Annotated in this window: 22 protein-coding genes; 8 read left to right on the top strand and 14 right to left on the bottom strand. The window is 68.2% G+C overall.

All coding sequences use genetic code 11. From position 1 onward, the window contains the following. Positions 1 to 86: 86 nt before the first annotated feature. Positions 87 to 299 carry a hypothetical protein gene (locus HWX14_RS14540; RefSeq protein ID WP_175883350.1) on the top strand — a complete coding sequence of 71 codons (213 nt, stop codon included), beginning with the start codon at positions 87 to 89 and terminating at the stop codon, positions 297 to 299. Between the two features lie 60 nt (positions 300 to 359). Here the strand turns inward: HWX14_RS14540 and HWX14_RS14535 are convergent, their stop codons facing one another. From HWX14_RS14535 to HWX14_RS14525, 3 genes are all read right to left on the bottom strand, one after another. Then, positions 360 to 785: an NUDIX hydrolase gene (locus tag HWX14_RS14535; RefSeq protein ID WP_175883349.1), complete on the bottom strand. Its 426-nt coding sequence runs from the start codon at positions 783 to 785 to the stop codon at positions 360 to 362. 494 nt (positions 786 to 1,279) lie between these two features. Beyond that, positions 1,280 to 2,668 carry a nucleobase:cation symporter-2 family protein gene (locus HWX14_RS14530; protein WP_175883348.1) on the bottom strand — a complete coding sequence of 463 codons (1,389 nt, stop codon included), beginning with the start codon at positions 2,666 to 2,668 and terminating at the stop codon, positions 1,280 to 1,282. Positions 2,669 to 2,915: 247 nt separating this feature from the next. After that, positions 2,916 to 3,893 (bottom strand): LysR family transcriptional regulator, encoded by a 978-nt coding sequence (locus tag HWX14_RS14525; RefSeq protein ID WP_175883587.1) that lies wholly within the window; start codon positions 3,891 to 3,893, stop codon positions 2,916 to 2,918. Between the two features lie 133 nt (positions 3,894 to 4,026). Between HWX14_RS14525 and HWX14_RS14520 the strand changes: the two genes are divergently transcribed. The 3 genes from HWX14_RS14520 to HWX14_RS14510 all read left to right on the top strand — a co-directional run bounded on the left by HWX14_RS14520 (position 4,027) and on the right by HWX14_RS14510 (position 6,475). Beyond that, positions 4,027 to 4,746, top strand: a complete 720-nt coding sequence (locus HWX14_RS14520) for an SDR family oxidoreductase (protein WP_175883347.1) — start codon at positions 4,027 to 4,029, stop codon at positions 4,744 to 4,746. 239 nt (positions 4,747 to 4,985) lie between these two features. Then, on the top strand, positions 4,986 to 5,321 hold the full coding sequence (locus tag HWX14_RS14515; RefSeq protein WP_175883346.1) for a putative quinol monooxygenase: 336 nt from the start codon (positions 4,986 to 4,988) through the stop codon (positions 5,319 to 5,321). Continuing rightward, the gene (locus HWX14_RS14510; protein WP_175883345.1) at positions 5,318 to 6,475 is read left to right on the top strand and encodes an iron-containing alcohol dehydrogenase; all 1,158 of its coding nucleotides are present in this window, start codon (positions 5,318 to 5,320) and stop codon (positions 6,473 to 6,475) included. The genes HWX14_RS14515 and HWX14_RS14510 overlap by 4 nt, the downstream gene beginning before the upstream one ends. Before the next feature lie 111 nt (positions 6,476 to 6,586). Here the strand turns inward: HWX14_RS14510 and HWX14_RS14505 are convergent, their stop codons facing one another. Next, complete coding sequence (locus tag HWX14_RS14505; protein WP_175883344.1) at positions 6,587 to 8,767, bottom strand: ornithine decarboxylase; 2,181 nt, start codon at positions 8,765 to 8,767, stop codon at positions 6,587 to 6,589. Between the two features lie 508 nt (positions 8,768 to 9,275). On the opposite strand from HWX14_RS14505, the gene HWX14_RS14500 reads away from it, so the two are divergent. Together HWX14_RS14500 and potE are read left to right on the top strand one after the other, a co-directional pair. Beyond that, positions 9,276 to 11,576 carry an Orn/Lys/Arg decarboxylase N-terminal domain-containing protein gene (locus HWX14_RS14500; protein WP_175883343.1) on the top strand — a complete coding sequence of 767 codons (2,301 nt, stop codon included), beginning with the start codon at positions 9,276 to 9,278 and terminating at the stop codon, positions 11,574 to 11,576. 86 nt (positions 11,577 to 11,662) lie between these two features. Beyond that, positions 11,663 to 13,048 carry a putrescine-ornithine antiporter gene (gene potE, locus HWX14_RS14495; protein WP_175883342.1) on the top strand — a complete coding sequence of 462 codons (1,386 nt, stop codon included), beginning with the start codon at positions 11,663 to 11,665 and terminating at the stop codon, positions 13,046 to 13,048. Positions 13,049 to 13,051: 3 nt separating this feature from the next. Here the strand turns inward: potE and HWX14_RS14490 are convergent, their stop codons facing one another. Further along, positions 13,052 to 13,960 (bottom strand): LysR family transcriptional regulator, encoded by a 909-nt coding sequence (locus tag HWX14_RS14490; RefSeq protein WP_175883341.1) that lies wholly within the window; start codon positions 13,958 to 13,960, stop codon positions 13,052 to 13,054. Positions 13,961 to 14,157: 197 nt separating this feature from the next. Here HWX14_RS14490 and HWX14_RS14485 point away from each other — a divergent pair, with 197 nt between their 5' ends. Then, positions 14,158 to 14,742, top strand: a complete 585-nt coding sequence (locus HWX14_RS14485; RefSeq protein WP_175883340.1) for a putative glycolipid-binding domain-containing protein — start codon at positions 14,158 to 14,160, stop codon at positions 14,740 to 14,742. A gap of 4 nt (positions 14,743 to 14,746) precedes the next feature. Here the strand turns inward: HWX14_RS14485 and HWX14_RS14480 are convergent, their stop codons facing one another. Both HWX14_RS14480 and HWX14_RS14475 read right to left on the bottom strand, forming a co-directional pair. Next, positions 14,747 to 15,739 carry a sulfonate ABC transporter substrate-binding protein gene (locus HWX14_RS14480; RefSeq protein ID WP_175883339.1) on the bottom strand — a complete coding sequence of 331 codons (993 nt, stop codon included), beginning with the start codon at positions 15,737 to 15,739 and terminating at the stop codon, positions 14,747 to 14,749. A gap of 530 nt (positions 15,740 to 16,269) precedes the next feature. Continuing rightward, a complete protein-coding gene (locus tag HWX14_RS14475) occupies positions 16,270 to 16,677 on the bottom strand; it encodes a DUF427 domain-containing protein (protein ID WP_175883338.1) in 408 nt (135 codons plus the stop codon). A 360-nt stretch (positions 16,678 to 17,037) separates the two neighbouring features. Here HWX14_RS14475 and HWX14_RS14470 point away from each other — a divergent pair, with 360 nt between their 5' ends. Continuing rightward, entirely contained in the window at positions 17,038 to 18,699 is a 1,662-nt protein-coding gene (locus HWX14_RS14470; RefSeq protein WP_175883337.1) for an ABC transporter substrate-binding protein, read from the top strand. Between the two features lie 45 nt (positions 18,700 to 18,744). Here the strand turns inward: HWX14_RS14470 and HWX14_RS14465 are convergent, their stop codons facing one another. The 7 genes from HWX14_RS14465 to HWX14_RS14435 form a co-directional block, all read right to left on the bottom strand. Further along, positions 18,745 to 19,692, bottom strand: coding sequence for a TauD/TfdA family dioxygenase (locus tag HWX14_RS14465; protein ID WP_175883336.1), 948 nt, complete (start codon positions 19,690 to 19,692; stop codon positions 18,745 to 18,747). A 157-nt stretch (positions 19,693 to 19,849) separates the two neighbouring features. Next, the gene (locus HWX14_RS14460) at positions 19,850 to 20,803 is read right to left on the bottom strand and encodes a TauD/TfdA family dioxygenase (protein WP_175883335.1); all 954 of its coding nucleotides are present in this window, start codon (positions 20,801 to 20,803) and stop codon (positions 19,850 to 19,852) included. Between the two features lie 148 nt (positions 20,804 to 20,951). Continuing rightward, positions 20,952 to 21,797 (bottom strand): ABC transporter ATP-binding protein, encoded by an 846-nt coding sequence (locus HWX14_RS14455; RefSeq protein WP_175883334.1) that lies wholly within the window; start codon positions 21,795 to 21,797, stop codon positions 20,952 to 20,954. A gap of 40 nt (positions 21,798 to 21,837) precedes the next feature. Next, positions 21,838 to 22,653: an ABC transporter permease gene (locus HWX14_RS14450; RefSeq protein ID WP_175883333.1), complete on the bottom strand. Its 816-nt coding sequence runs from the start codon at positions 22,651 to 22,653 to the stop codon at positions 21,838 to 21,840. A 37-nt stretch (positions 22,654 to 22,690) separates the two neighbouring features. Then, on the bottom strand, positions 22,691 to 23,533 hold the full coding sequence (locus HWX14_RS14445) for an ABC transporter permease (RefSeq protein WP_175883332.1): 843 nt from the start codon (positions 23,531 to 23,533) through the stop codon (positions 22,691 to 22,693). 20 nt (positions 23,534 to 23,553) lie between these two features. After that, entirely contained in the window at positions 23,554 to 24,621 is a 1,068-nt protein-coding gene (locus HWX14_RS14440; RefSeq protein WP_175883331.1) for an ABC transporter substrate-binding protein, read from the bottom strand. 345 nt (positions 24,622 to 24,966) lie between these two features. Next, the gene (locus tag HWX14_RS14435) at positions 24,967 to 25,953 is read right to left on the bottom strand and encodes an ABC transporter substrate-binding protein (protein ID WP_175883330.1); all 987 of its coding nucleotides are present in this window, start codon (positions 25,951 to 25,953) and stop codon (positions 24,967 to 24,969) included. Between the last annotated feature and the right edge of the window lie 7 nt (positions 25,954 to 25,960).

The raw sequence follows: 25,960 nt of genomic DNA, 5'->3' as shown, positions 1-25,960 counted from the left end.
TTGTTCCGGTTATAGTGGAAGTACTGAAGGTAGACGCGGCGCTTTTTGCCGATACCGTTCAGGTCATGACTGTAGACAGGTGCTGTATGAAAAACAAAATCGAGAAGACCGCCGGACCGATCTGGGGTGTGGCTGCAGGATTGCTTCTTGCTGGCACAGGATTGAGTCTCGGTATTTTCCCGGCGGCGCTGCGCAGCTCGGGAAGCGCCAACGAATTCATGGCGTCGGGCGCCGCGATGCTGGGCATCTTCCTCGTCGTCTATTCCACACACGAACTGCGAAGAAAGCGCTCGCACTGAGCGTTCGCACGCCGCTGCTCGCGACCATGGATTCGAGCCGACCGACGGCTCGGATGCGCGTTACGCCTTGCGGATTTCGTGGTCGTAGACGAGCTCGACGATTCGCTTCGTCGGAATACTCGCGCGCAAACGGTCGACGCCGTCGATCGGAAACCACTTGCATTTCTCGATCTCGTTGCTTGCTTGCGGTGTTTGGTCCGGGCCGACTTCCGCGAAGAACACGTGATGGATCTTCGCGAGCCCGGTGAACTGCATCGAATACACCAGATCCTGGCCGGTCATGCCCGTTTCTTCGCACAATTCGCGATGCGCGGCTTCGAACGGGGTTTCCCCGCGCTTGATCGTGCCGCCGGGAAGCGCCCAGCGCGACGCCGCACGCGTGACGAGCAACACGCGCGCATCGCGATAGCAGACGACGGTCGCGCGTTCCTTGATCGGAACGGCACTCGTTTCGGGGGCGTTGTCGGGCACGAGGATTTGGGGCATGCCGTGATTCTAACCAGCGCAAATCGATCGGCCAAGGCGGCCTGACCGGGTTTGACGATTGATGGTCCCGCCGGCGTGCCCCGGCGATGTCGAGGGCCATGCCGCGCCGCTCGCCGCGGCGCGTTGAGCGCGCCGGACTGTCCGTACGCGGTTTTTCCACGAACGCGCGTCGCGCGGAAGCCGATGGGGCGCGATCCAGCGCGGCCGGATGGAAGCACGGTGCGCGACGACCATCGGAAAACCCGCCATGAAGGGTCGCGATCGGCGCGAGGGCCGTCGGTGCGGACGTTGCCGCATGTGTCCGATGCCGCGTTCGTCGGGACGGGTGAATGCTGGCGATAGCGGACGAGCGGTTTGGGGCGCGACGCGGCGCTGCGTCCGGCGTCCGGGCGGAACAACAGCGCGGCAGGCGATGCACCGGGTGCCCGGTGCCGATCGCCACGACGCACGGTGCAGCCCTTCACGCGCACCGCGCCGCCGCGCGGTGCGTCCGGTTACTTCTTTTCCGGCAGGAACCAGTTCATCACGAGCGCGCAGATGCCGCCCGTCGCCACGCCCGATTCCAGCACGTTCTTCAGCGCATGCGGCAGGCTGTTCAGAATGTCCGGCACCTGCGACACGCCGAGGCCGAGCGCGAGCGACACCGCGATGATCAGGAGCGCGCGACGGTCGAGGTGGACGCCCGCGAGGATGTTGATGCCCGACGCGGCCACCGCGCCGAACATCACCATCGCCGCACCGCCGAGCACGGGCTCCGGCACGGCCTGCAGCACGCCGGCGACGACCGGGAACAGGCCGAGCACGACGAGCATCCCCGCGATCCAGATGCCGACGTGACGGCTCGCGACGCCGGTAATCTGGATCACGCCGTTGTTCTGCGCGAATACCGAGCTCGGGAACGTATTGAACACGCCGGCCAGCAGCGAGTTCGCACCGTTGACGAGCACGCCGCCCTTGATCCGCTGCATCCACACCGGCCCTTCGACCGGTTCGTTCGAGATCTTGCTGGTGGCCGTCACATCGCCGATCGCCTCGAGCGACGTGACGAGGTAGATGATCAGCATCGGCACGAACAGCGCCCACGAGAAGCCGATGCCGAAGTGCAGCGGCGTCGGCACCTGGAACAGCGCGGCCTGGTGCATGCCGGTGAAGTCGAGGCGGCCGAGGAACGCGGCCGCGAGGTAGCCGATCAGAAGTGCGATGACGAGCGCGGTGCTGCGCACCCACACGATCGGCACGCGGTTCAGCAGGATGATCGTGCCGAGCACGAGACCCGACAGCGTCAGGTTCTCGGCGCTCGCGAACGTGCCCTTGGCCATCGCGCCGTAGCCGCCGCCCATGCTGATCAGGCCGACCTTGATCAGCGTGAGGCCGATCAGCAGCACGACGATGCCGGTGACGAGCGGCGTGATCAGGCGCTTCACGAACGGCAGGATGCGCGACACGCCCATCTCGATGAACGACCCGGCGATCACGACGCCGAAGATCGCGGCCATCACGGTTTCGACCGGCGTGCCCTGCTTGACCATCAGGCTGCCGCCGGCGATCAGCGGGCCGACGAAGTTGAAGCTGGTGCCCTGGACGATCAGCAGGCCGGCGCCCAGCGGGCCGAAGCGCTTGCACTGGACGAAGGTCGCGATGCCGGAAATCACCAGCGACATCGACACGATCAGGGTCGTATCGCGGCTGGACACGCCGAGCGCCTGGCAGATCAGCAGGCCGGGCGTGACGATCGGCACGATGATCGCCAGCAGGTGCTGGAGCGCGGCGACGAAGGCGACCATCGGCGCCGGCCGGTCGTTCGGGCCGTAGACGAGGTCGCGGGCCGCTTCTGCGGCGTCGGCGCCGTGGGCGGCGGATGGGGCGGAGGAGGCGGGTTGCATGGCGAGCGGGCCGGACGAGGTGGAAAGTGCGGCATTTTAGCCGAAGGGGCTGCCGGCGCCGTCCGGCCGGGCCGCAATAATGGGGATTCAGCGGAGCGCGGAAAGGGAGCCGGATCGGCGCGCGGCGGGCGGCATATCGGCTGCGTGGCGATCGCGGTCCTGTCGGGCAACCGCTCCACGAATAGGGAAATGTTGCCCGTCGACGGCGGCGGCCGGCTGGTCCGAGCGGCGGGATGTCGGCCAGCGGTCAACCGGCGGCGCGTGTTCTGTTGCCGCGCGCGATGGCGCGTCGCGGGCCTGAATCCGGATACGCGCGCTGGCAGACCGCAATGACCGTATCGCGCAGGCGACGATGCACGGGGTCGCCGTGCATGCGCGGATGCCACAGCGCGGACACGAGGATCGCCGGCAGGCGCACCGGGATCTCGAAGCTGCGCAACCCGAGGGTTTCAACGAGCCCCGGCGAGCACGCGTTGCCGAGGCTCGAGCGCGGCACCAGCGCGATCAGGTCGGTGCTGGCCGCAACACGCATTGCGTCGGGGTAGCCTGGCACGACGACGTGCACGACGGGGCCGTCGCCCGTGTTGACGGTCGAATCGTCGGCCAGCCCGCCGAAATCGCCGAGCTGGACCGCCATCACGTGGCGGCAAGCTGCATAGCGGGCTGGCGTGATCCGCGCCGATGCGAACAGCGGATGCCCGGCGCGCGCCACCGCGACGTGCCAGTCGTGAAAGAGCATGCGCGTGTGCAGCTCGGGCGCGTCGTCGCCGCGCTTGCCGATTTCGAGATCGACGGTGCCGTCGCGCAACGCTTGCGGATCGCGGTCGAGCTTCGGGACGAAGCGGATCCGCACGTGCGGCGCGACGTCGGCCAATGCGGTGACGACCGGGCCGGCCAGCATTTCCATGAACGACGCGGCCGCGCGGATCGTGAACGTGGCCGTGAGCGTCGCGAGGTCGACGTCGGCCGTGGCTGGCCGGAGCACCGCGCGCGCGTCGCTCGCGACGGCATGCACGCGGTCGCGCAACGCGGCGGCGTGCGGCGTCGGCACGAGCTTGCGGCCCGCGCGCACGAGCAGTTGATCGCCGGTGGCGACGCGCAGCCGCGTGAGCGTGCGGCTCATCGCGGACGTGCTCAGGCCCAGCCGGCGCGCGGCGCCGGTCACGCTGGCTTCCGACAGCAGCACGTCGAGCGCGGTGACGAGGTTCAGGTCGATGTCTTCCATGCGGACAGGATACGCCAGTGCGGCGTTTGGCGTGGCGTTCGATGCAACGATGGATTGCATTCGGTGCGTCTGGCGCCTGTCGTGGTGCCCGCCTATAGTGGTCGCATGACGAAACACGGCAAAGGCGGAAATCATGCAATCGACTGAATCGAATCGACGCAACACCCCCGCGATCCTGCTCGTCGCGGCGTCGCGCGGCCTCGGGCTGGCGATGGCCGAGACATTCCTGAACAAGGGCTGGCACGTGACGGGTACCGTGCGCGAAGGATCGGGGCGCACGAAGCTGCACGACCTGGCCGACCGGTTCGACGGCCGGCTCGAAATCGGCACGCTCGACATCTGCGAGCCCGCGCAACTGGCGGCGCTGCGCGAGCGCCTGTCGGGCCGGCGCTTCGACATGCTGTTCGTGAATGCGGGCACGACCAACGATCCGAACGAAACGATCGGCGAAGTGACGACCGCCGAATTCGTGCGCGTGATGATCACGAACGCGCTGGCGCCGATGCGCGCGATCGAGACGTTGCAGGATCTCGTGACCGACGACGGGCTGATCGGCGCGATGTCGTCGGGGCAGGGCAGCGTCGCGAACAACGTCAGCGGGATGCGCGAGGTGTATCGCGGCAGCAAGGCCGCGCTGAACCAGTTCATGCGCAGCTTTGCAGCGCGTCAGGCCGATACGCGCCGTGCGCTGGCGCTGATGGCGCCCGGCTGGGTCCGCACCGAACTCGGCGGGCCCGATGCGCGCCTGACGATCGAAGAGAGCGTGCCGAGCCTCGTCGACGTGTTGCTCGCGAAGCGGGCGCGGCCCGGGCTCGAATACCTCGACTATCTGGGGCGCACGGTGCCGTGGTAGCCGGGGTGGTGGCGCAAGCGCGCGGCGGCCGGCCAGGTTGCTCCTTGCCGTGAACGCGCTGCGCGATTCGGCCAGCTGTTCGCGGCCGGGTCGCGGCACTGCGGAGGCCGTGCCGATTCAATACAATGCGACGACGCATCCGTCATACGGTGGCGCGTCGTCGCGTTTGCAACCATCCGGTTCCTGCGCATTGCACGCGAGTTCGTCGTGACGGGCTTGTGTCCAACACGGAGCGCAGCATGAACGAACCCTATCTGCAGGTCATCGCGCATTTTTTCGCGAAACCCGGCAACGGCGACCGCGTGGTCGAACTGTTGGCCGAGCTCGCGCCGCCCACGCGCACCGAGCCGAAAAACCTCGACTACGCGTACTTCCGGTCGCCGGAGAACCCCGACCACATCGTGATCCTCGAACGTTACCGCGATGCCGACGGCCTCGACGTGCATCGGGAAACGCCGCATTTCCAGCGGATCGGTGTCGGCGCGATCATTCCGTTGCTCGATCGTCGCGACGTGATCCGCTACATGGTGCAGCCGGACACCGGCACGGCGACGCCACCGGGAGGCACCCGATGAACCCGTTTCAATTCCGCACCGTTCCGACGCAGATCGTCGAATTCGGCGCCGCGCGCCGGCTCGGCGCGCTGTTGCGCGAACGCTTTCCGGCGCTCGCGCGGCTGTGCGTCGTCACCGATGCGTTCCTGCATCGCAGCGGCGTGCTCGCGCCCGCGCTGGCGAGCCTCGCCGCGCACGGCTGGCAGGTCACCGTGATCGACGACGTGATCGCCGATCCGCCCGAGCACGTGGTGCTCGAAGCGACCGAGCGGGCCGTCGCGGCCGATGCCGAGATCGTGCTCGGCCTGGGCGGCGGCTCGTCGATGGACGTCGCGAAGCTGATCGCGGTGCTCGCGCCGGGGCAGCAGGCGCTGGCCGACATGTACGGCGTCGACAAGGTCGCGAGCGCGCGGCTGCCGATCGTGCAGATGCCGACCACGGCCGGCACGGGCTCCGAGGTCACGGCCGTATCGATCGTCACGGTCGGCGAGGCGCGCAAGATGGGCGTCGTGTCGCCGCACCTGTTCGCGGACGTCGCGATCCTCGACGCCGAACTCACGCTCGGCCTGCCGCGCGCGGCGACGGCCGCCACCGGCATCGACGCGATGGTGCATGCGATCGAGGCGTACACGTCCGCGCGGCTGAAGAATCCAGTGTCCGACATGCTGGCGACGCACGCGCTGACGCTGCTGTCGCGCAACCTGCTGGTCGCATGCGACGACGGGCAGAACCGGCATGCGCGCGAAGCGATGCTGGTCGGCGCGATGTTCGCGGGGCAGGCGTTCGCGAATGCGCCGGTCGCCGCCGTGCACGCGCTGGCCTATCCGGTCGGCGGGATCTTCCACGTGCCGCACGGGCTGTCGAATGCGCTGGTGCTGCCGCACGTGCTGCGCTTCAACGCGCCGGCCGCCGCGCCGTTGTATGCGGAACTGGCGGCCATCGTCGCGCCGTCGGCCACGGGTAGCGACGAAGCGAAAACGCATGCGCTGATCGCCGATATCGACCGGCTGATCGTCGCGACGGGCATTCCGCGCACGCTGCGCGAAGTCGGCATCGGCGAGAACGACCTGCCGAGGATGGCGTCGGACGCGATGCTGCAGACGCGCCTGCTCGTGAACAATCCGCGCGAGGTGACCGAGGCCGATGCGCTGGAGATTTACCGGCAGGCATGGTGACGCGGCGGGCGGTGTAGCGCACCGCCCGGTACGATTCACGACGCGCGGGCCGTGCTGCGACGCCCGCGCATCCGAGCACGACGGCCACCAGCACGCGGCCGCTTACCGTCCTTACATGCGCGACGCGTCGGCGCCGGCCGCGACCACGTACGCCGATGCCTGCTTCGTGCCGTCCGGCTTCGTCTGCAAATACACGCCCTGGATTTCCGGCTCGAAACCCGGCAGCGCGTTGATCCCGGCTTCGAGCGCACGGAAGTAGTCGAGCGCCGGCCCGCCCCATGCTTCGCCGGGCACCACGCAGAAGATGCCGGGCGGATAGGGCAGCGCGCCTTCGGTCGCGATCCGGCCTTCGATGCGATCGAGCGTGACGAGCTCGACGTTGTTGCGGACCAGCTCGGTATTCGCGGCTTGCGGCAGCATCGCCTGCTTCGGGAACTGCGCGCGCCGGAACATCTGTTTCTGCAGATGCTTCATGTCGTGGCTGCGGTAGAAATCGTGCATGCGCTGGCACAGCTGCCGCAGATGCATCCTGCCGTACAGCTCCGGATACGCTTCGCACAGCGACGGAATCGCTTCGCGCAGCGGCGTGTCCTGGTCGAGATGGCGCTCGAACTGCGCGAGATGCGCGACCAGATGCTGCAGCTTGCCGAAACTCTCCGACGGCGTGAGCAGGAACAGGATCGTGTACAGGTCGGCCTTCTCGGGCACGACGCCGTGCTCGCGCAGGTAGCGCGCGAGGATCGGCGCCGGCGCGCCGAACGGCGCGTATTCGTGCGTGTCGCGATCGATGCCGGGCGTGGTCAGCAGCAGCTTGCACGGATCGACGAAATACTGGTCGTCCGCATAGCCATCGAAGCCGTGCCATGGGTCGGCCGGGTGGAAGCGGAAGAAGCGCAGGTCGTCGACGATCTGCTCGGTCGGATAGTCGGCCCACGGGCGGCCGTCGATCTGCTGCGGAACGAACGGACGGATCTGACGGCAGGTTTTCAGCAGCAGCTTGCGCGCGTTCACGCCGTGTGCGACGCAGTCGCGCCACAGGCGCTTGCCGGCCGGGCCGGCATGCATCTGCGCGTTGACGTCGAGCGCCGCGAACATCGGGTAGAACGGGCTCGTCGACGCGTGGATCATGTACGCGTTGTTGAAGCGCCGGTGATCGCAGAAGCGCTTCTGGCCTTCGATGTGGCTGTCCTTCTTGTGGATCTGCGAGGTCTGCGAGAAGCCGGCCTGCTGCTTGTGCACCGACTGCGTGACGAAGATGCCGGGATCGTCGGGGCCGAGCGTCAGCATCAGCGGCGAGCAGTCCTGCATCATCGGGATGAACTGCTCGTAGCCGACCCACGCCGAATCGAACAGGATGTAGTCGCACAGATGCCCGATCCGGTCGACGATTTCGCGCGCGTTGTAGATCGTGCCGTCGTAGGTGCCGAGCTGGATCACCGCGAGCCGGAACGGGCGCGGCAGATCGGCGCGCTCGGGCGCGACGTCGCGGATCGCGTCGCGAATGCGCGCTTCGCCGAGCGCCGCGCTGTCGACGCCGCCGATGAGGCCCCACGCGTTGCGCGCGGTCTCCAGGTAGACCGGCCGCGCGCCGGCGAGCACGAGCGCGCCGAGGTGCACCGACTTGTGGTTGTTGCGGTCGAACAGCACGAGATCGTCGGGCGCGAGCAGCGCGCTCGTGACGACCTTGTTCGACGTCGACGTGCCGTTCAGCACGAACCAGGTCTTGTCCGCGTTGTAGATCCGCGCGGCATTGCGCTGCGCTTCCAGCGCGGGCCCTTCGTGGATCAGCAGGTCGCCGAGCCGGACGTCCGCGTTGCAGAGGTCCGCGCGAAACAGCGTCTCGCCGAAGAAATCGAAGAACATCCGGCCGAGCGGATGATTCGAGAAGAACTGGCCGCCCTGGTGGCCCGGGCAGTCGAATTCGACGTAGCCGCGCTGCACGTAGTCGCGCATGACCTTGAAGAACGGCGGCAGCAGGTTGTCGCTGTAGATGTCGGCGGCGGCGGAGATCTGCCGGCCGTAGTAATGACGGCCGCCGTGCCGGAGCTGGATCACGCCGCTCGCGCGCGGCAGGACCGACGGCGGCACTTCCTGGTCGGGCTCGACCGCGACGAAGAACGGAATCGCGAAACCGGTTCGCTCGACGGTTTTCAGTACCTTTTCCGCGGCCTCGATGCCGACGACGATGGCCGCGATATTCGTGAAATCGGTCTGAAATACGTCGACCTGTTCGTGCGTGGTGAGAAAGGCGCCGATCAGCGCCGGCTCGACTGCGATTTTCAACAGGCTCACGCGAACTCTCCGGTAAATGACCTGAAACGGGAGCCGCATTCGCGCCGGGACGCAATCGTGAACCGATACGCGCTACAGCCGATTGAAAACGGTCCCGCGAATGCTGAATGCCGATTGCGCATTGCACCAGGAAGCCTTGTGCGGCGCGGCACGACCGCGCTCGGGCAATGCCCGGCGCAGCCGATCGTAGCAACAAAAGCACGCGGATTCAATCAAGCGGAATCGACAATGCCATTGCGGCATGAGCATGATCAAATCATCGGGAATTGGCGTGCTGCGGCGCACATAAAAATGATCCAATGACGAAAATCCGATTCGAAAGGGCCGATTGTTTCACCAAATCGTCGGCTTCTCATCGAAAGGCATCCATGGCATAGTCGGCTCCGAACTGGATGGCGAATCAAGCCGGAATTGCGCGCGTCTCATGCCGCTGCCCGTGACTGCTTCCCGCGTGCTCGTGAGACGAACGATACCAATCGAAGAGCAACGCAACAGCGAGGGCAATATCATGAGTACTCCCGTCGGCGGCATTCGCCGTCTCGGCATGCGTGCGCTACTGATCGACGACGAAATCGCGCAGGAAACCGCGACCGGGCGCGCGGTCCGCACACTGAGCGCGGAGCTCGCGCAACGCGGTGTCGACGTGTTGACGGCCACGTCCGCCGACGATGCCATCGTGCTGATCCGCTCCGATCCGTCGATCCAGTGCGTGCTGCTCGACTGGGATCTCGGCGTGGACGGCCACGGGCCGTCCGAGGCGGTGGTCGACGCGATCCGGCATCGCAACGGCAGCGTGCCGATCTTCCTGCTGGCCGACCGCAGCGTCGCGTCGACGGTGCCGGCCGCGGTGATGGGCAAGGTCGACGATTTCGTATGGCTGCTCGAGGATACGGCCGACTTCATCGGCGGGCGCATCCACGCGGCGATCGAACGCTATCGCTCGACCGTGCTGCCGCCGATGTTCGGCGCGCTCGCGAAGTTCTCGCGCGTCTACGAATACTCGTGGCATACGCCGGGCCACACGGGCGGCACCGGCTTCCTGAAATCGCCGGTCGGCCGCGCGTTCTTCGAATACTTCGGCGAATCGCTGTTCCGCTCGGACCTGTCGATCTCGGTCGGCGAACTCGGCTCGCTGCTCGATCACTCGGGCCCGATCGGCGAAAGCGAACGCTACGCGGCGCGCGTGTTCGGCGCGCATCGCACATATCACGTGACGAACGGCTCGTCGACGTCGAACCGCATCATCCTGATGGCGAGCGTGAGCCGCGACCAGATCGCGCTGTGCGACCGCAACTGCCACAAGTCGGCCGAGCACGCGATGACGATGTCGGGCGCGATTCCGACCTACCTCGTGCCGACCCGCAACCGCTACGGGATCATCGGGCCGATCGCGTCTGAGCGCCTCACGCAGGTGGCGATCCGCGAGGCGATCGCATCGAACCCGCTCGCGGCGGAGCTGGCCGACCGCCAGCCGAAGCATGCGATCGTCACGAACTCGACGTACGACGGCCTCTGCTACAACGTGACGCGCGTCGAGGAGCTGCTTGGCGCGAGCGTCGACCGGCTGCACTTCGACGAAGCGTGGTACGGCTACGCGCGTTTCAACCCGATCTACCGCGACCGCCATGCGATGCACGGCGACCCGCGCGACCACCACAAGGATCGGCCGACGGTGTTCGCGACGCAGTCGACGCACAAGCTGCTGACCGCGTTGTCGCAGGCGTCGTACATCCACGTGCGCGACGGCCGCAGCCCGATTCCGCATGGCCAGTTCAACGAAACGTTCATGATGCACGCGTCGACGTCGCCGAACTACGCGATCATCGCGTCGAACGACGTCGCGGCCGCGATGATGGACGGACCCGGCGGCGCCGCGCTGACGCGCGAATCGATCGAGGAAGCCGTCGCGTTCCGGCAGATGATCGCGCGGATGAACGGCGAATTCGGCGCGAAGGGCGACTGGTTCTTCGAATGCTGGCAGCCCGACACCGTGCTCGAGGCGCGCACGGGCCGCACGCTGCCGTTCCACGAAGCGCCGCCCGAGCTGCTTGCGAGCGACCCGGCGTGCTGGGTGCTGCGCCCCGGCGCGCAATGGCACGGCTTCGGCAATATCGAGGACGGCTACTGCATGCTTGACCCGATCAAGGTGTCGATCGTCACGCCGGGCGTCGCGCCGGCCGGCGGCCTGATGCCGGTCGGCATCCCGGCGAGCGTCGTCACCGCGTATCTCGATGCGCGCGGGATCGTCGTCGAGAAGACGACCGACTTCACGATCCTGTTCCTGTTCTCGATCGGCATCACGAAGGGCAAGTGGGGCTCGCTCGTCAGCGCGCTGTGCGATTTCAAGCGCGACTACGACGCGAACCTGCCGCTCGACATGGCGATTCCGTCGCTCGTGAACGAGCACGGCTCGCGCTATGCGGGCATGGGGCTGAAGGATCTGGCCGATACGATGTTCGCGGCGATGGAGCAGCTCGGCACGACGCGGCTGATGTCCGACGCGTTCTCGATCCTGCCGAAGCCGGAGATGAGCCCGGTGCGCGCGTACGAGCATCTCGTGCAGGGCCGCGTCGAGCAGGTCACGCTCGACGAGCTGGCCGGGCGCACGGTGGCCACCGGCGTCGTGCCGTATCCGCCGGGCATTCCGCTGCTGATGCCGGGCGAGAACGCGGGGCCGGCCGGCGGCCCGGTGCTCGGCTACCTGAAGGCGCTCGAAGCGTACGACCGGCGCTTTCCGGGCTTCGCGCACGACACGCACGGCGTGGAGGTCGAGGACGGCACGTACCGCGTGTACTGCCTGACGGCTTGAAGCCCTGAAGTCCCGAAGCCCCGAAGCCTGACCGGGCGAACGAGCGACCGGCCGCGCGGCGGCCTCACATCGAAGGATCGAACACCATGGACAACGCAGCGCATCTATCCGACGCGGCCCCGGCGGCCGCGCGGAAGCACCGGATGAACGTCTGGCAGCTCACCGTTCTCACCGCGGTCAACATGATGGGCTCCGGCATCATCCTGCTGCCGTCGAAGCTCGCGCAGGTCGGCACGATCTCGCTGCTGTCGTGGATCGTCACGGCGGGCGGCTCGCTCGCGCTCGCCTATGCGTTCGCGCGCTGCGGGATGCTGAGCCGCAAGCCGGGCGGGATGGGCGGCTACGCGGAGTATGCGTTCGGCAAGGCCGGCAACTACATGGCGAACTACACGTACGGGCTGTCGCTCGTGATCGCCAACGTCGCGATCGGCGTCACGGCGGTCGGCTACGGCACCGTGCTGTTCGACGCGACGCTGTCGCCGTTGCAGACGGGCCTGTGGACGATCTTCCTGCTCGTGCTGACGACGGTCGCGAACTTCGGCGGCTCGCGCATCACCGGCCGGATCGGCGCGGTGACGGTGTGGGGCGTGATCATTCCGGTCGTCGTCGTGTCGCTGATCGGCTGGTTCTGGTTCAGCGGCGCGACCTGGGGCGCCGCATGGAATCCGCACAACCTGCCGTTCGGGCCGGCCGTCGGCAGCTCGATCGCGGTGACGTTGTGGGCGTTCCTCGGGCTCGAATCGGCGTGCGCGAACTCGGACGCGGTGGAGAATCCGGAGCGCAACGTGCCGATCGCCGTGCTCGGCGGCACGATCGCGTCGGCGATCTTCTACATCGTGTCGACCAACGTGATCGCCGGGATCGTGCCCAACGCGATCCTCGCGGCGTCGAACGCGCCGTTCGGCATCGCGTTCGCGACGATGTTCACGCCGGCCGTCGGCACGATCGTCACCGCGCTGATGGTGATCGCGTGCATCGGCTCGCTGCTCGGCTGGCAGTTCACGGTCGCACAGGTGTTCAAGAGCTCGGCGGACGTCGGCTACTTCCTGCCGGTGTTCGCCCGCGCGACGCGCACGGGCACGCCGATCGTCGGCATGGTGATCCTGCTGGTCGCGCAGGTCGCGCTGGCGCTGATGACGATCAGCCCGGAGCTGAGCAGCCAGTTCCAGAAAATCGTCGATCTCGCGGTCGTCACGAACCTCGTGCCTTACGTGATGTCGATGGCCGCGCTGATCACGATCCAGAAGGTCGCGAAGGTGCCGCCGGGCAAGGCGCTCGCGACGAACGTGATCGCGATGGTCGCGACCGCGTACAGCTTCTACGCGCTGTTCAGTTCGGGCGAGCAGGCGCTGATGCTCGGCGGCCTGTGCGTGTTTCTCGGCTGGACGCTGTTCGGCTTCGTCAGCGCGCGTTTCTACCAGATGGAAGTCGACGCGCACGTGAAGGAGCCGGGGAAGTCGCTGCAGGCGTGAAGCCTAGCGCTGACCTTGCGTCAGCAGCGGCGGGAGTTCGCTTTTCAGCAGATCGACGACGGCCCGCACGCGCGGCGGCAGCGGCCGCTGTGCGTGCACCAGCACGTTGAGCGCGAAGTCGGGGACGTCGTAGTGCGGCAAGAGGCGCACGAGCCGGCCGTGCGCGAGCGCGTCGGTGCACGCCGGGTGCTGGACCACGCCGATGCCGCCGCCCGCCGCGATCGTGTCGAACATCGGGCGCCAGTGGCTCGTAGTCATGACCGTGCGGATGCGCGCGTATTCGACCGCACCGCCGTCACGCCGCAGCGGCACCTGTTCGTTCGCGAACACGCCTTTCACGCGGATGAACGGATGGTTCGCGAGATCGGCCTTCGTGTCGAGCGGGCCGTGCCGCTCGAGATACGACGGTGCGGCGACGAGCACGCGGCCGATCGCGCCGAGCGCGTAGGCGACGAAGCCGCCGTCGCCGAGCTGGCCGACCCGGATCGAAATGTCGACGCCCTCGGTGACCGGATCGACGATCTCGTCGTTCAGCACCAGGTCGATGTGCAGCTTCGGATACGCGGCGCGGATCCGCATCAGCACGGCCGGCAGCACGACCTCGCCGAAACACTGTGGCGCCGCGAGCCGGATCGTGCCGTCGAGCGCATTCTCCGTCTTCGACACCGATGCCACGGCCAGTTCGGCCGCTTCGAGCAGCGCCTTGCTGCGCTCGTAGAAGAGGCGGCCTTCCTCCGTGCACGCGAGGGTGCGCGCACTGCGCATCAGCAGCCGCGTGCCGAGATGCTTTTCGAGTTTCTCGATGCGCTCGCTGACGGCCGGTTGGCCCATGTCGAGATCTCGCGCCGCGCCGGACATCGTGCCGCGCTCCACGACCCTCACGTAGATGCGCATCGTCGCCAACAAATCCATGAAGTCGGGCCTCGTGTCTTCCGGTTCGATTTTTACCGATCGACGGATGGTACCAAAGCGGCGGAGACGCGACGGTGTGCGTGAAGCCGATACTGACTATCGGCCGGCGCGCTCACGCTGCCGCCGAAGCCGCGTGCGTTCGTCGGCGCCGTGAGCGAAAATCGGCGTTCTTCCGCGCGACCGACAGGAGACCCGACATGACGCAACGGAATGCAGCCCGACGGACGCACTGCGTCGCCTGGCAGATCGTGCAGACGTGGCAGGCGGCCGAATGGTGCCGGCTCGACGAGTCGCAAACGGGCATCGCGCTGTCGGGTGCGGTCGCGGGCGCGATCGACGGCACGCCGTTTCGCATCGACTACGCGATCGCATGCGGGACCGACTGGCTTACGCGCTCGGCGCGCGTGACGCAGTGGACCGGGACGGCGCCGCCACGGCAATGGGACATCGCGTGCGATGCGGGGCAGTGGACGATCGACGGCATCGATGCGCCGGCGCTCGCGGGCGCGACCGATATCGATCTCGGCTTCAGTCCGTCGACCAATACGCTGCCGATCCGGCGGCTGGCGCTCGCCGTCGGCGAGTCGGCGGAGATTCGCACCGCGTGGCTGCGTTTTCCGGACGTCGCCATCGTGCGCGGCGAGCAGCGCTATACGCGCACGGCGCCGCACGTGTACCGCTACGAGAGCGGCACGTATGCGGCCGATATCGGAATCGACGACGCGGGCCTCGTCACCGACTACGACGAATGGCGGCGCATCGGCGCGGCGGCTGCGTCGTGACGGATCAGCGCGCGCTGGCGACCGACAGCTTGCCCGGAATCAGCTTCAGCGTGCTGAACGCGTCGGCGATGCTCTGCTGGTACGCGACCGTCGCATCGGTGATCGGCTGCACGCCGTAGCCGGCGCGCTTGAGCGCGACTTCGAGCGTCGGCGCGTCGAGGCCGACGAGCGGCGACAGTTGCGCGGCCACCTCGGGCACGTGATCGCGCGCCCAGCGATCCACCGCGTCGACTTCTTCGAGCAGCGCGCGCAGCACCTGCGGTTGCGCGGCCGCGTACTTGCGCGCCGCGAGGTAGTACTGCGTGTTGCGCACGAGCCCGTCGCCGTTCGCGACCACGCGCGCGCCGAGCTGCCGTTCGGCGGCGGCCAGGTACGGATCCCAGATCACCCACGCATCGACGCTGCGCTGCACGAACGCGGCGCGCGCGTCGGCCGGCGTCAGGTAGATCGGCTGGATGTCGGCATACGTGAGGCCCGCATGCTCGAGCGCCTTCACCAGCAGGTAGTGGACGTTCGAGCCCTTGTTGAACGCGACCTTCTTGCCGCGCAGTTGCGCGACGGTGCGGATCGGCGAATCGGGCAGCACGACGATCGCCTCGCCCTGCGGTGCGGGCGGCTCGTTGCCGATGTAGACGAAATCGACGCCGGCGGCCTGCGCGAAGATCGGCGGCGTTTCGCCGACCGTGCCGACGTCGATCGCGCCGGCGTTCAGCCCTTCGAGCAGTTGCGGGCCGGCCGGGAATTCGAGCCATTGCACGGTGACGCCCTGGCTCGCGAGACGCTTCTCGAGCGTGCCGCGCGCCTTGAGCACGACGAAGTTGCCGTATTTCTGGAAGCCGATGCGCAGCCGCGTGCCGCTGGCGTCGGCGCGGGCGGGCACGGCCGCGAGCGGGCCGAGCGCGAGCCCGGCCAGCCCGGCGGCCGCGCCGTGCAGCCACTGGCGGCGGCGCGGGTTCGCCGGGGTCGTTTCAAGGTCTGCGTGCGGTGTGTCGTTCATTGGGGCGTGTTCACGCTAATAACGGGTTTGCGCTGGCCCCCAGAAGGGCCGAGCGCGAGGATTGCGACGAAGCGAATACTCGACGTATTCGCGAGGAGCATGACGCGGCGATCGGCCCTTCTGGGGGCCAGCCCCGCGAATGAATTTTTCCAAACAGGGGAACGTGCCTTTCCGCCCACATTGCGGCGTCGTGCGTCGCTTGTTTGGCACGGCCAAACGGCGCTCCTTACTCCTTGCACGCGCCCAAAGGAAGTCCCCTTGGGGGACGGGCGGAAAGGCACGTTCGCAAACCCGTTATTAGCGTGAACACGCCCTAAGACGTCCTGCTGGCGGGTTCACGGGTCGCGCGCGCGAAGGCGGCGCGGCCGGCGCAGGACCGGGCCGGATGCGGGCGACGCGCGCAACGGGCCGGCCCGCGCCGGAGTCGAGACGATACGGCCCGGCGGGACGGCAGCCAACCAACGAATCCGCATATGCAAATCAGCGGCCGGACGATACGTGAACGGCGACGCGGCAGAGCGCCGCCGCGCTCATTCGGTGACGAGCAGGCTTTCCTCGATCGAATCGACGCGGTCCGGATAGAACGCGAGGTGCCCGCGAATCGATTCGACGGCCGGATTCGGATGCTCGTACGTCCACACCGCGTTGGTCGCGCGTTCGCCGCCGGCCGGAATCGAGTAGTACGCGCAATCGCCCTTGTACGGGCAGTAGGTCGCGTGGTCGGTGCGTTCGAGCAGCGACATGTCGGCATCCTCGCGCGGGATGTACAGCACCGCCGGATAGCTGGCCTCGCGCAGCGCCAGCGCATGACGCGTATCGGCGACGACCTTGCCGGCGACCTTCACGACCACGCGCGACGAATGCGGTTCGATCAGGATCGGGTGATCGGGGCCCGGCGACTTGACGGGACGAGAGGGCGTATCGGGGTTGAGCGACATCGGGTTCCTCCGGAAAGGGCGGCGCGCACGGACGCGCCGTGCCGGCATGCGCACGCCGGGCGGATGCCCGCGCGCCGATGCCGGCGTCGGCCAACCGATACGATGCACCCATTCCGGAGAACCTGCAGAGGGCCGGAAGACCGTGCGGCGCGCGCATGGTTTCGATGCACGCGTTTGGGGCGTCCCGCAGCAGCAGTGTTTGGCCTGCATGCGCCGCTCACACGGACATTCTCATGCAGCGGCAGCGGGATGCATCCGCGACGATAAGCAACGCGGAATTAATTGGTAAGCGATCGGCGGGCGGCGCGCGAAGATCGACGGTCGTGATTCGCATGACACCTCTTTCTTTCCTCCGTCACCATGAAGAACCCTTTCGTTTCGTCAGCCGCGCGCCGGATGCGCGGCGTACCGCGTGCGCGCGTCGCGCTCCGCTGCATCGCCGCGTCGTTGCTGCTGGCCGGTGCCGCGACGCCCGCGCTCGCGGCGCCCACGGGCAAGACGCTCGTGTACTGCACCGAAGGCAGCCCGGCCGGCTTCGATCCCGGCCAGCACACGACGAGCACCGATTTCGATGCGAGCACGTACCCGGTCTACAACGGGCTCGTGCAGTTCAAGCGCGGCACGCTCGATCTCGAACCGGCGCTCGCGACGAGCTGGGACGTGTCGCCCGACCAGCGCGCGATCACGTTCCACCTGCGGCGCGGCGTGAAATTCCAGACCACCGCGTGGTTCACGCCGACGCGGCCGTTCCAGGCCGACGACGTGCTGTTCACGTTCCGCCGGATGCTCGATCCGGACGATCCGTTCCGCAAGGCCTATCCGGTCAGCTTCCCGTATTTCAGCGATCTCGGCTTCGACCACAACATCGAGCGTATCGAGAAGGTCGACGACTATACGGTGCGCTTCGTGCTGAAGTCGCCCGACGTCGTGTTCGTGCGCAATCTCGCGATGGCGTTCGCGTCGGTGCTGTCGGCCGAATATGCGGGGCAGCTCGCCGCGCGCCATCGCGAGTCGGACATCAACCAGTTCCCGGTCGGCACGGGGCCGTTCGTGCTGCGTTCGTACCAGAAGGACGCGCTGATCCGCTACGACGCGAATCCCGACTACTGGAAGCCGGACGACGTGAAGCTGTCGCGCCTCGTGTTCGCGATCACGCCCGATCCGGCCGCGCGCTTGCAGAAGCTCGTGGCCGGCGAATGCCAGGTGTCGGCGTTTCCGCGGCCGGCCGATCTCGAGACGGTGCGGCGCGACCCGAAGCTGACGCTGTTCTCGGGGACGGGCTTCAACGTCGGCTTCGTCGCGTACAACACGCAGCATCCGCCGCTCGATCGCGTCGATGTGCGGCGCGCGCTCGACATCGCGATCGACAAGACGGCGATCATCAAGACCGTGTTCAACGGCGACGCGACGATCGCGACGAACCCGATGCCGCCCGCGCAATGGTCGTACAACCCGCGCCTGAAGGATGCGCCGCGCGATCCGGCCGCCGCGAAGGCGCTGCTCGCGCAGGCCGGCTTCCCGAACGGCTTCGACCTGACGCTGTGGGCGATGCCCGTGCAGCGCCCGTACAACCCGAACGCTCAGCTGATGGCGCAACTGATCCAGCAGGACTGGGCGAAGATCGGCGTGCGCGCGAAGATCGTCAGCTACGAATGGGGCGAATACAACCGCCGCGCGAAGCACGACGGCCAGCACGATGCGATCCTGTACGGCTGGTCAGGCGACAACGGCGACCCCGACAACTGGCTCGGCACGCTGCTCGGCTGCGAGGCGGTGCACGGCAGCAACCTCGCGAAGTGGTGCAACAAGGACTTCGAGCAACTCGTGACCGCCGCGCGTTCGAATGGGGACGTCGCGAAGCGCACGGCGCTGTACGAGCAGGCGCAGGTGGTGTTCAAGGATCAGGTGCCGTTCACGCCGATCGCGACGTCGATCGTGTCGCTGCCGATCTCCAGGCGCGTGCACGGGCTGACGTTCTCGCCGCTCGGCGGGCACCGGTTCGACGGCGTGTGGCTCGATTGATCGACGTGGGGGCCGGCGCGTTCGTACGCGCCGGCGTTCGCCGCGTCAGTTGAGTGCGACGGCGGCCGCCGTTTCGACCGGCGTGCCTTCGAGCGCGACGGACGCGCGGCCGTCGGGGCCGACCGGCACGTCGCCGATGAGCGTCGTGCGATACAACTGGCGATCGAAGTCGAGATCGAAGATGTCGACGGGCGCGAGATGCGCGGTCGCCCGGTTGTCCCAGAACGCGATGCTGCGTGGTTCCCATTTGAAGCGGATCGTGAATTCCGGCCGCGTCACGTGTTCCCACAGCAGTTCGAGCAGCGCCTGGCTCTCGCGCGGCGTCAGCCCGACGATCGATTTCAGGAAGCTCGGGCTCACGTACAGCGCGCGTTCGCCGGTCTCCGGATGCACGCGCACGAGCGGATGTTCGGTCACGAGCGGGCGGCGTTCGACCGCGTCGTCGAATGCGCCGGTCGCGCGTGCACCGGGCGGCGGCGTGAAGCGATGGATGCCGCGCAGCGTGTCGACGAAGCCGCGCAGCGGCGCGGACAGCGTTTCGTACGCGCGCACGAGGTTGGTCCAGTGCGTGTCGCCGCCGTACGGCGGAATCGTCACGCCGCGCAGGATCGATGCCCACGGCGGGTTCACGGCGGCCGTCACGTCGGTGTGCCAGCCGGTCCACGGCCGGCGCACCGGCTCGCCTTCGAAGCGCGTCGCCTTGCGATGCTTCGCGATCGAATAGACGGCCGGATGGCCGTCGACGTGCCCGAACACCGGGTGGCCGACCGTCGGCTCGCCGAACTGCGCGGAGAACGCGACATGCTGCTCGTGCGTGAGGAATTGTTCGCGGAAGAAGATCACGCGCCATTTCAGCAGCGCGGCGCGGATCGCCGCGATCTGCGGCGTGGTCAACGGTTGCGTGAGGTCGACGCCGCGGATTTCCGCGCCGATATGGGCGGACAGCGGGATCACGTCGACCGGTTGGGCGGCGGGTTCGAGTAGGGCGCTCATGCGACGCTCCTGGCGGAAGTGAACGAGGAAGAGGGACGACATCGTTGCGCGTGCAAGCGTCGGTCCGGTGGTGCGAGGTTCATGGCGGGTGTCCTCCAGGGAGGCGCGCGGCGACGCGCGGAAAAGAGCGCCGCCGCGTGACGTGGATAGGGGGACGTTATTGCAGCGTGGCGCCCGGCCCTTTCAGCAGGACGCTCTGGCGGCCGTCGATGCCGACCGGCACGTCGCCGTGAACGGTCGCGCGGCGCACGACGCGGCGCGCATCGCCGTAGTCGTTGATCGCGTAGTGCTGCGTCGCGCGGTTGTCCCAGATCGCGACGTCGCCTTCCTGCCAGTTCCAGCGCACGGTGTTTTCCAGACGCGTCACGTGTTCGTGCAGCACCTGCAGCAGGTGCGCGGAATCCTGCGACGACAGCCCCTTGATCTTCTGCACGAAGTGCCCGAGCACGAGCGTGCGCTCGCCGGTTTCCGGATGCACGCGCACGACCGGGTGCTCGGTTTCGTAGACGGTCGACGTGAACACTTCGCGGTAGCGCTTCAGTTGCGTATCGTCGGCATGCACGTGCGTCGACGCATAGTCGTACGCGTTCGTATGCAGCGCCCACAGCGTGTCGGCGAGCGCGCGCAGCGGGTCGGGCAGATGCGCGTACGCGGCGGCCGTGTTGGCCCACACGGTATCGCCGCCGAATGGCGGGATCACGACCGCGCGCAGGATCGAGATCTTCGGGTACGCGTCGACGAAGGTCACGTCGGTGTGCCACGAATTGGCGCGTGCGCCGTGCGCGGAATCGAGTTCGAGCAGGGCGGCGCTGCCGTCGACGGACGGCACGGTCGGGTGCGCGACCGTGTCGCCGAAGCGGCGGGCGAACGCTTCCTGCGCGGTGTCGTCGAGATGGTGCTGGCCGCGGAAGAACAGCACCTTGTGGCGTAGCAGCGCGGCCTGGACCGCGTCGAACGTCGCGTCGTCGAGCGTGGCCGACAGCCGCACGCCGGAAATCTCGGCGCCGATCCGGCCGGCAACCTGGCGAAGCTGAAGCGGGACGGCGGCCGTGCGCGGCGCGGCGTGCGAAGCAGGCGAAGGCGAGTGAGCGGCGTGCTGGACTTCGGACATCGGGAGTCTCCTGGGAGTCGGGTCGGTCGAGTCTCCATTCAAGCAGGAGCCGCGCGGAACCGGAACCGATGAATCGTCACAACCTTAGCGAGCGATCTGCGATGAACGATATGTGTCGTGATGCTGAGCGATTCGGCGCGTCACGCGCCTACCACGCGAGCCGCCATTCGCCGATCCGGTGCGGGCGCGCCGCGTCGATGCGCTTGCCGCCCGTATCGTCGTCGCGGGGCGGCTCGTCGTCGTCGAAATCGGCGAGCACGGTGTCGCGCAAGCGTGCGAATGCCGGCGAATCGCGCCGGCGCGGGCGCGGCAGCGCGACGTCGACGATGCGCGCGATGCGGCCCGGGCGCGGCGCCATCGTGACGACGCGGTCGCCGAGATAGACGGCTTCGTCGACGTCGTGCGTGACCAGGATCATCGTGATGCGCTCCTGTTCCCAGATCCGCAGCAATTCGTTCTGCATCTTCGCGCGCGTTTGCGCGTCGAGCGCACCGAACGGCTCGTCGAGCAGCAGCACGCGCGGGCGGTTCACGAGACCGCGCGCGATCGCGACGCGCTGCGCCATCCCGCCCGACAACTGGTTCGGAAACGCGTGCTCGAAGCCGTTCAGCCCGACGAGCGCGATGTGTTCCGCGATCGCGCGCCGTTTCGCGGCGGCGTCCAGCGGCGCGTTGCGCAGCGCGGCGCCGATGTTCTGTTCGACGGTCAGCCACGGGAACAGCCGGTGATCCTGAAACACGATGCCGCGCTGCAGCGACGTGTCGCGCACGCGTTCGCCGCCGGCATGGATTTCGCCGGTGTAATCGGTGTCGAGCCCGGCGACGAGCCGCAGCAATGTCGACTTGCCGCAGCCGCTGGCGCCGACGATCGTGACGAATTCGCCGGCGCGCACGTGCAGCGACACGTCGTCGAGCACCGCGAGCGCCGCGCCGCGTTGCGCGTAGTGCTTGCTTACATGAAGGATGTCGAGCGAATCGGAGGCGAGGGTCGTCATGGCGGTACGCAGAAGAAGGCGATACGAAGGGAAAGGGCGCTCAGCGCGCGAGGTCGCCGCGCCGGGCCAGCACCTTGCGCTCGATCGCCCGCGCGCTCGCGTTCAGTGCCCAGCCGGTCACGCCGACGACGATGATCCCGAACAGCACGAGATCCATCCGGAACTGCTCGCTGCCGTCGATCAGCGTGTTGCCGATCCCGCTGCCGGCGACGAGCAGGTATTCGGCGCCGAGCGTCGCGAGCCACGAATAGATCAGGCCGAGATACAGGCCGGTGAAGATCGACGGCAGCGCGGCGGGCAGGATCACGTGGCGGATCAGCTGGAGCCGCGAGTAGCGCAGCGCGCGGGCCACGTCGACATACGTGCGCGGCACCGCGTGAATGCCGTCGCAGGTATGCGCGGCGACCGGCAGCAGCGCGGCGAGCGACAGGAACACGACCTTCGCGACGTCGCCGAGGCCGAACCACACGGAAATCAGCGGAATCCACGCGAACAGCGAGATCTGCTTGAACGTGTCGAAGCTCGAGCCGACCATCCGCGCGGCGACGCGCGACAGCCCGAGCACGGCGCCGAGCAACAGCCCGCCCGTCGCGCCGATCGCGAACCCGCACGCTTCGCGCGCGAGCGATGCCGACAACGCACGGCCGAGCGCGCCGCTCGTGGCCTGCGCCCACGCGGTGTGCAGCACGGCGGCGGGGCTGACGAACAGCCCGCTTTTCACGAGATGCGCGGAAGCGAGGGCCCACCAGCACGCGAGTGCGGCGAGCGGCAGCACGACGCCGCGCCAGTCGGGCGGATGCAGGCGGCGGGTGGTCGTGGCAGGCGGTGTGGCCAGCGGCGTGGCGGCATTCGGCACGGGCGAATCTCCTTCTCGGTTGGGCAGGGCGGCCCGTTCAGCCGCGAAACGCGGACGGCACGCCGCGGCGCAGGCGCGCTTCGAGTGCGTCGAGCGCCCGGTTGATCAGCAGGCCGACCGCGCCGACCACGACCACGGCCGCCATCACGAGATCGAGCTGGAACAGTTGCCGCCCGTACACGATCAGGTAGCCGAGCCCTTCGGACGACGCGACGAGTTCGACCACGACGAGCGCGAGCCACGACTTCGTGAACGCGAGCCGCACGCCGGTCGCGAGCGTCGGGATCGCGGCCGGCAGCACGACGTGGACGATGCGTTGCCGGCGCGTGTAGCCGAACCCGCGCGCGACTTCGTCGAGGGCGGGCGGCGTCTGGCGGAACCCCTGCAACGTGCTGAGCGTGACCGGGACGAGCGCCGCATGCGCGATCAGCAGATACTTCAGCGGCTCGCCGACGCCGACGAGCAGCAGCAGGAACGGCAGCCAGCCGAGCACCGGAATCTGCACGAGCGCGTTGAAGCTCGGCAGCACGTACGCTTCGAGCGTGCGCGACAGCCCGAGCGCGACGCCGATCGACACCCCGAGCAGCGTGCCGGCCGCGAAGCCGACGAGCACGCGCTGCAGGCTGATGAGCGTGTGGCGTACGAGGTCGCCGCTCGACGCGAGCTCGGCCAGCGTGTCGACCACGCGTTCGGGCGGCGGCAGGATTTGCGGCGCGATCCAGCCGCGCGCGCTGCCGACGCTCCACAGCGCGAACAGCAGCGCGGGCAGCACCCACGGCGCGAGCTGCCACGCGAGCCGTTGCAGCACGGCCGCGCGGCGCGGCGGCACGGCGAGCGTGTGCGATTCGGACGACGGGACGGAAAACGCGGTGTCGCTCATCGGGGTGGTCCGGTCAGGTGTCAGGTGAGGGGCTTGCCGGCGGCGTCATAACGCGGCCAGTAGTTTTCGAGCTTCAACGTGCGCAATGCATTGTCGAGATACTTCGGCTCGAACCAGCCGTCGACGTCGACCGGCTGGCGGATCAGCTTCAGGTTCAGCGCATCCTGGGCGACCGCCTTGTAGCGCGCGACGACGAACGGGTCGATCAGCGGGGACAGGCGATCCTTCAGGCGCTGGTTCGCATAGTCGGCCTGCCACGACGAATACGGCACGCCGCTCTTCGCCCACAGCTTGAACAGCGCATCGCGGTTCGCCTCGTCGGACGACCATTGCGCGCCCTTCACGAACGCGGTGACGACGCGCTGCACGATGTCCGGGTGCGCGCGGTCGAAATCGTCGAGCACGAGCAGGTGGGTCTGGCGCGTCAACTGCGGGCCGTCGTTCTGCGATTCGTAGATGATCTTCGCGAGGCCCGCGTCGCGCAGCTTGTAGAGCGCGTAATCGCCGACCGACGCGTCGATGCCCTTCGACGCGAGCGCGGCGAGCGAGCTGGCGGCGTCGAGGTTGATCACGCGCAGGTCGCGTTCGCCGAGGCCGTTCTTCGCGAGCGCGTTGTCGGCGACGAGCTGCAGGTTGGTGCCGCGGAAGATCGACACGCGGCGGTCCTTCAGGTCCTTGATCGAGCGGATCGTCGAGTCGGGCGGCACCGCGATCTTGACGCCCGAGCGCACGCTCGCGGCGAGCAGCAGGCGCGTCTTGATTCCGTTCGAGCGCGCAAGCACGGCGGGCAGGTCGCCCTGGTACGCGAAATCGAGCGCCTTGTTGGCGATCGCCTCGTTGACGGCCGGGCCCGCCCCCTTGAAGAACAGCCATTCCACCTTGATGCCGTCGGCGGCGAATTCCTTTTCGACGAGCTGCTGCAACTGCACGGTGGCGGCGCTCGATCCGCCGAACGTCGGTGGATCGCCGGCGCCTTGCTGGGCGACGCCGATGCGGATGGTGGCGGGTTTGTCGGCGTGCGCGGCGGCGGCCGGCAACGCAAAAAGGGACGCGATCAGCAGCGATCGCAGCAGGCGCAGTGGGAGCATGAATCGATGGATCCGGAACGTTGGGGAACGAGGCCGGGCCGCAGCCCGTCGAGTGATTCTCGATGACGTGTTTGGGGCGGACAAGCAACGATTTGAACTATGCTTATCGCGGCGCGATGGGGGACGAAACCACGTCTCGCCTGAAACGCAGTCCTTGCAGGCGGTGCACGCGACAGCCCTGATGTCGTTCAGGAGAACGGTCATGCGGAGGCGGCCATGCAAGTCCGGGATCTGACCGGCGCGCCGCTGGATTACCGGGTCGCGATCGCGGAAGGCCACGAGGCGCCGCGTGCCGACGCGTCCGGATGCACGTCGATTTGCGCGGCGCACGCCGCGCCGCCGGGCTCAGGTCGACACGTTACGGATCGCGATCGACGCGACGTCGACACGCTTCGGCAGGATCGCATCCGCCGCCGCGCGATCGGCGACGCGCTGCAGCACGTCGATGTCGGCGCCGCTCGGGCTGCGCTGCGCGAGCGCGGCCCGCCGTGCGATATCGGTGGCCGCGTCGGGCGGCAGGCGCGTGAGCGACGCATAGACGCTCGCGTAGTCGGCCGGGTGCGCGAGCGCCCATTGGCCCGCACGGGCGAGCCGCGCGAGCACGTCCGCGAGCGCCGCGCGCTTGCCGCGATCGTCGAGTGTTTCGACCGGCGACGTGAGGAACGCGAGCCCCGAATTGATGCCGCTGCCGTCGCGCACGATCCGCGCGCCGCGTCGCACCGCATGCCCGTAGTACGGGTCGAAGGTCGCCCAGACGGGAATCCGCTTCGCCTCGAACGCGGCGAACGCGTCGACCGGCAGCACGAAGCGCACGTCGACGTCGCGCGGCGCGAGCCCGTGTTCGCGCAATGCACCGTACAACTGGTATTGCGAGATGCTGCCGCGCGCCGATGACACGACGACGGTTTGCCCTTTCAGGTCGGCCACCGTGCGAACCGGCGAGTCGGGTTGCACGACGATGCCGAGCGACGTCGGCGAGCCGACGCGCGTCGCGACGATCCGCAACGACGGATCGCCGAGCGCGGCCGTCAGCACGGGCAGGTCGCCGGCCGGTGCGAGATCGATCGCGCCCGCGCGCTGCGCTTCGAACAGCGGCGCGGCGCCCTGGAAGTTGGCCCAGCGGAACCGGTACGGCGTGCCGTCGAGCACGCGCGCCGCTTCGGCCAGCGCCCGCAGGCCGCCGGCCTGGTCGCCGAGTACGAGCGTGACGCCCGACAGGTCGTCGCCGGCCGCGCGGGCCGGCAGGGCGAGGCCGCCCGCGAGCGGCGCGGCGGCGAGGGCGGCAAGGCGCTGCAGCGCGCGGCGGCGCGCTGTGGCGAAAGAGTGAGTCATCGGCGGC

The sequence above is a fragment of the Burkholderia sp. BCC0044 genome (assembly GCF_902832955.1).
Lineage (GTDB): Bacteria > Pseudomonadota > Gammaproteobacteria > Burkholderiales > Burkholderiaceae > Burkholderia.
Note: the sequence above shows the minus strand (reverse complement) of the source record. Positions and strands in the feature narration are given on the sequence as shown.

Excerpts from the sequence above, each read along its gene's own strand:
- HWX14_RS14470 (WP_175883337.1), top strand. The coding sequence starts at position 17,038 with ATGAAGAACCCTTTCGTTTCGTCAGCCGCGCGCCGGATGCGCGGCGTA.
- HWX14_RS14530 (WP_175883348.1), bottom strand. The coding sequence starts at position 2,668 with ATGCAACCCGCCTCCTCCGCCCCATCCGCCGCCCACGGCGCCGACGCC.
- HWX14_RS14490 (WP_175883341.1), bottom strand. The coding sequence starts at position 13,960 with ATGGATTTGTTGGCGACGATGCGCATCTACGTGAGGGTCGTGGAGCGC.
- HWX14_RS14445 (WP_175883332.1), bottom strand. The coding sequence starts at position 23,533 with ATGAGCGACACCGCGTTTTCCGTCCCGTCGTCCGAATCGCACACGCTC.
- HWX14_RS14475 (WP_175883338.1), bottom strand. The coding sequence starts at position 16,677 with ATGTCGCTCAACCCCGATACGCCCTCTCGTCCCGTCAAGTCGCCGGGC.
- HWX14_RS14500 (WP_175883343.1), top strand. The coding sequence starts at position 9,276 with ATGAGTACTCCCGTCGGCGGCATTCGCCGTCTCGGCATGCGTGCGCTA.
- HWX14_RS14510 (WP_175883345.1), top strand. The coding sequence starts at position 5,318 with ATGAACCCGTTTCAATTCCGCACCGTTCCGACGCAGATCGTCGAATTC.
- HWX14_RS14435 (WP_175883330.1), bottom strand. The coding sequence starts at position 25,953 with ATGACTCACTCTTTCGCCACAGCGCGCCGCCGCGCGCTGCAGCGCCTT.
- HWX14_RS14440 (WP_175883331.1), bottom strand. The coding sequence starts at position 24,621 with ATGCTCCCACTGCGCCTGCTGCGATCGCTGCTGATCGCGTCCCTTTTT.
- HWX14_RS14455 (WP_175883334.1), bottom strand. The coding sequence starts at position 21,797 with ATGACGACCCTCGCCTCCGATTCGCTCGACATCCTTCATGTAAGCAAG.
- HWX14_RS14535 (WP_175883349.1), bottom strand. The coding sequence starts at position 785 with ATGCCCCAAATCCTCGTGCCCGACAACGCCCCCGAAACGAGTGCCGTT.
- HWX14_RS14520 (WP_175883347.1), top strand. The coding sequence starts at position 4,027 with ATGCAATCGACTGAATCGAATCGACGCAACACCCCCGCGATCCTGCTC.
- HWX14_RS14540 (WP_175883350.1), top strand. The coding sequence starts at position 87 with ATGAAAAACAAAATCGAGAAGACCGCCGGACCGATCTGGGGTGTGGCT.
- HWX14_RS14480 (WP_175883339.1), bottom strand. The coding sequence starts at position 15,739 with ATGAACGACACACCGCACGCAGACCTTGAAACGACCCCGGCGAACCCG.
- HWX14_RS14525 (WP_175883587.1), bottom strand. The coding sequence starts at position 3,893 with ATGGAAGACATCGACCTGAACCTCGTCACCGCGCTCGACGTGCTGCTG.
- HWX14_RS14460 (WP_175883335.1), bottom strand. The coding sequence starts at position 20,803 with ATGTCCGAAGTCCAGCACGCCGCTCACTCGCCTTCGCCTGCTTCGCAC.
- HWX14_RS14485 (WP_175883340.1), top strand. The coding sequence starts at position 14,158 with ATGACGCAACGGAATGCAGCCCGACGGACGCACTGCGTCGCCTGGCAG.
- potE (WP_175883342.1), top strand. The coding sequence starts at position 11,663 with ATGGACAACGCAGCGCATCTATCCGACGCGGCCCCGGCGGCCGCGCGG.
- HWX14_RS14515 (WP_175883346.1), top strand. The coding sequence starts at position 4,986 with ATGAACGAACCCTATCTGCAGGTCATCGCGCATTTTTTCGCGAAACCC.
- HWX14_RS14465 (WP_175883336.1), bottom strand. The coding sequence starts at position 19,692 with ATGAGCGCCCTACTCGAACCCGCCGCCCAACCGGTCGACGTGATCCCG.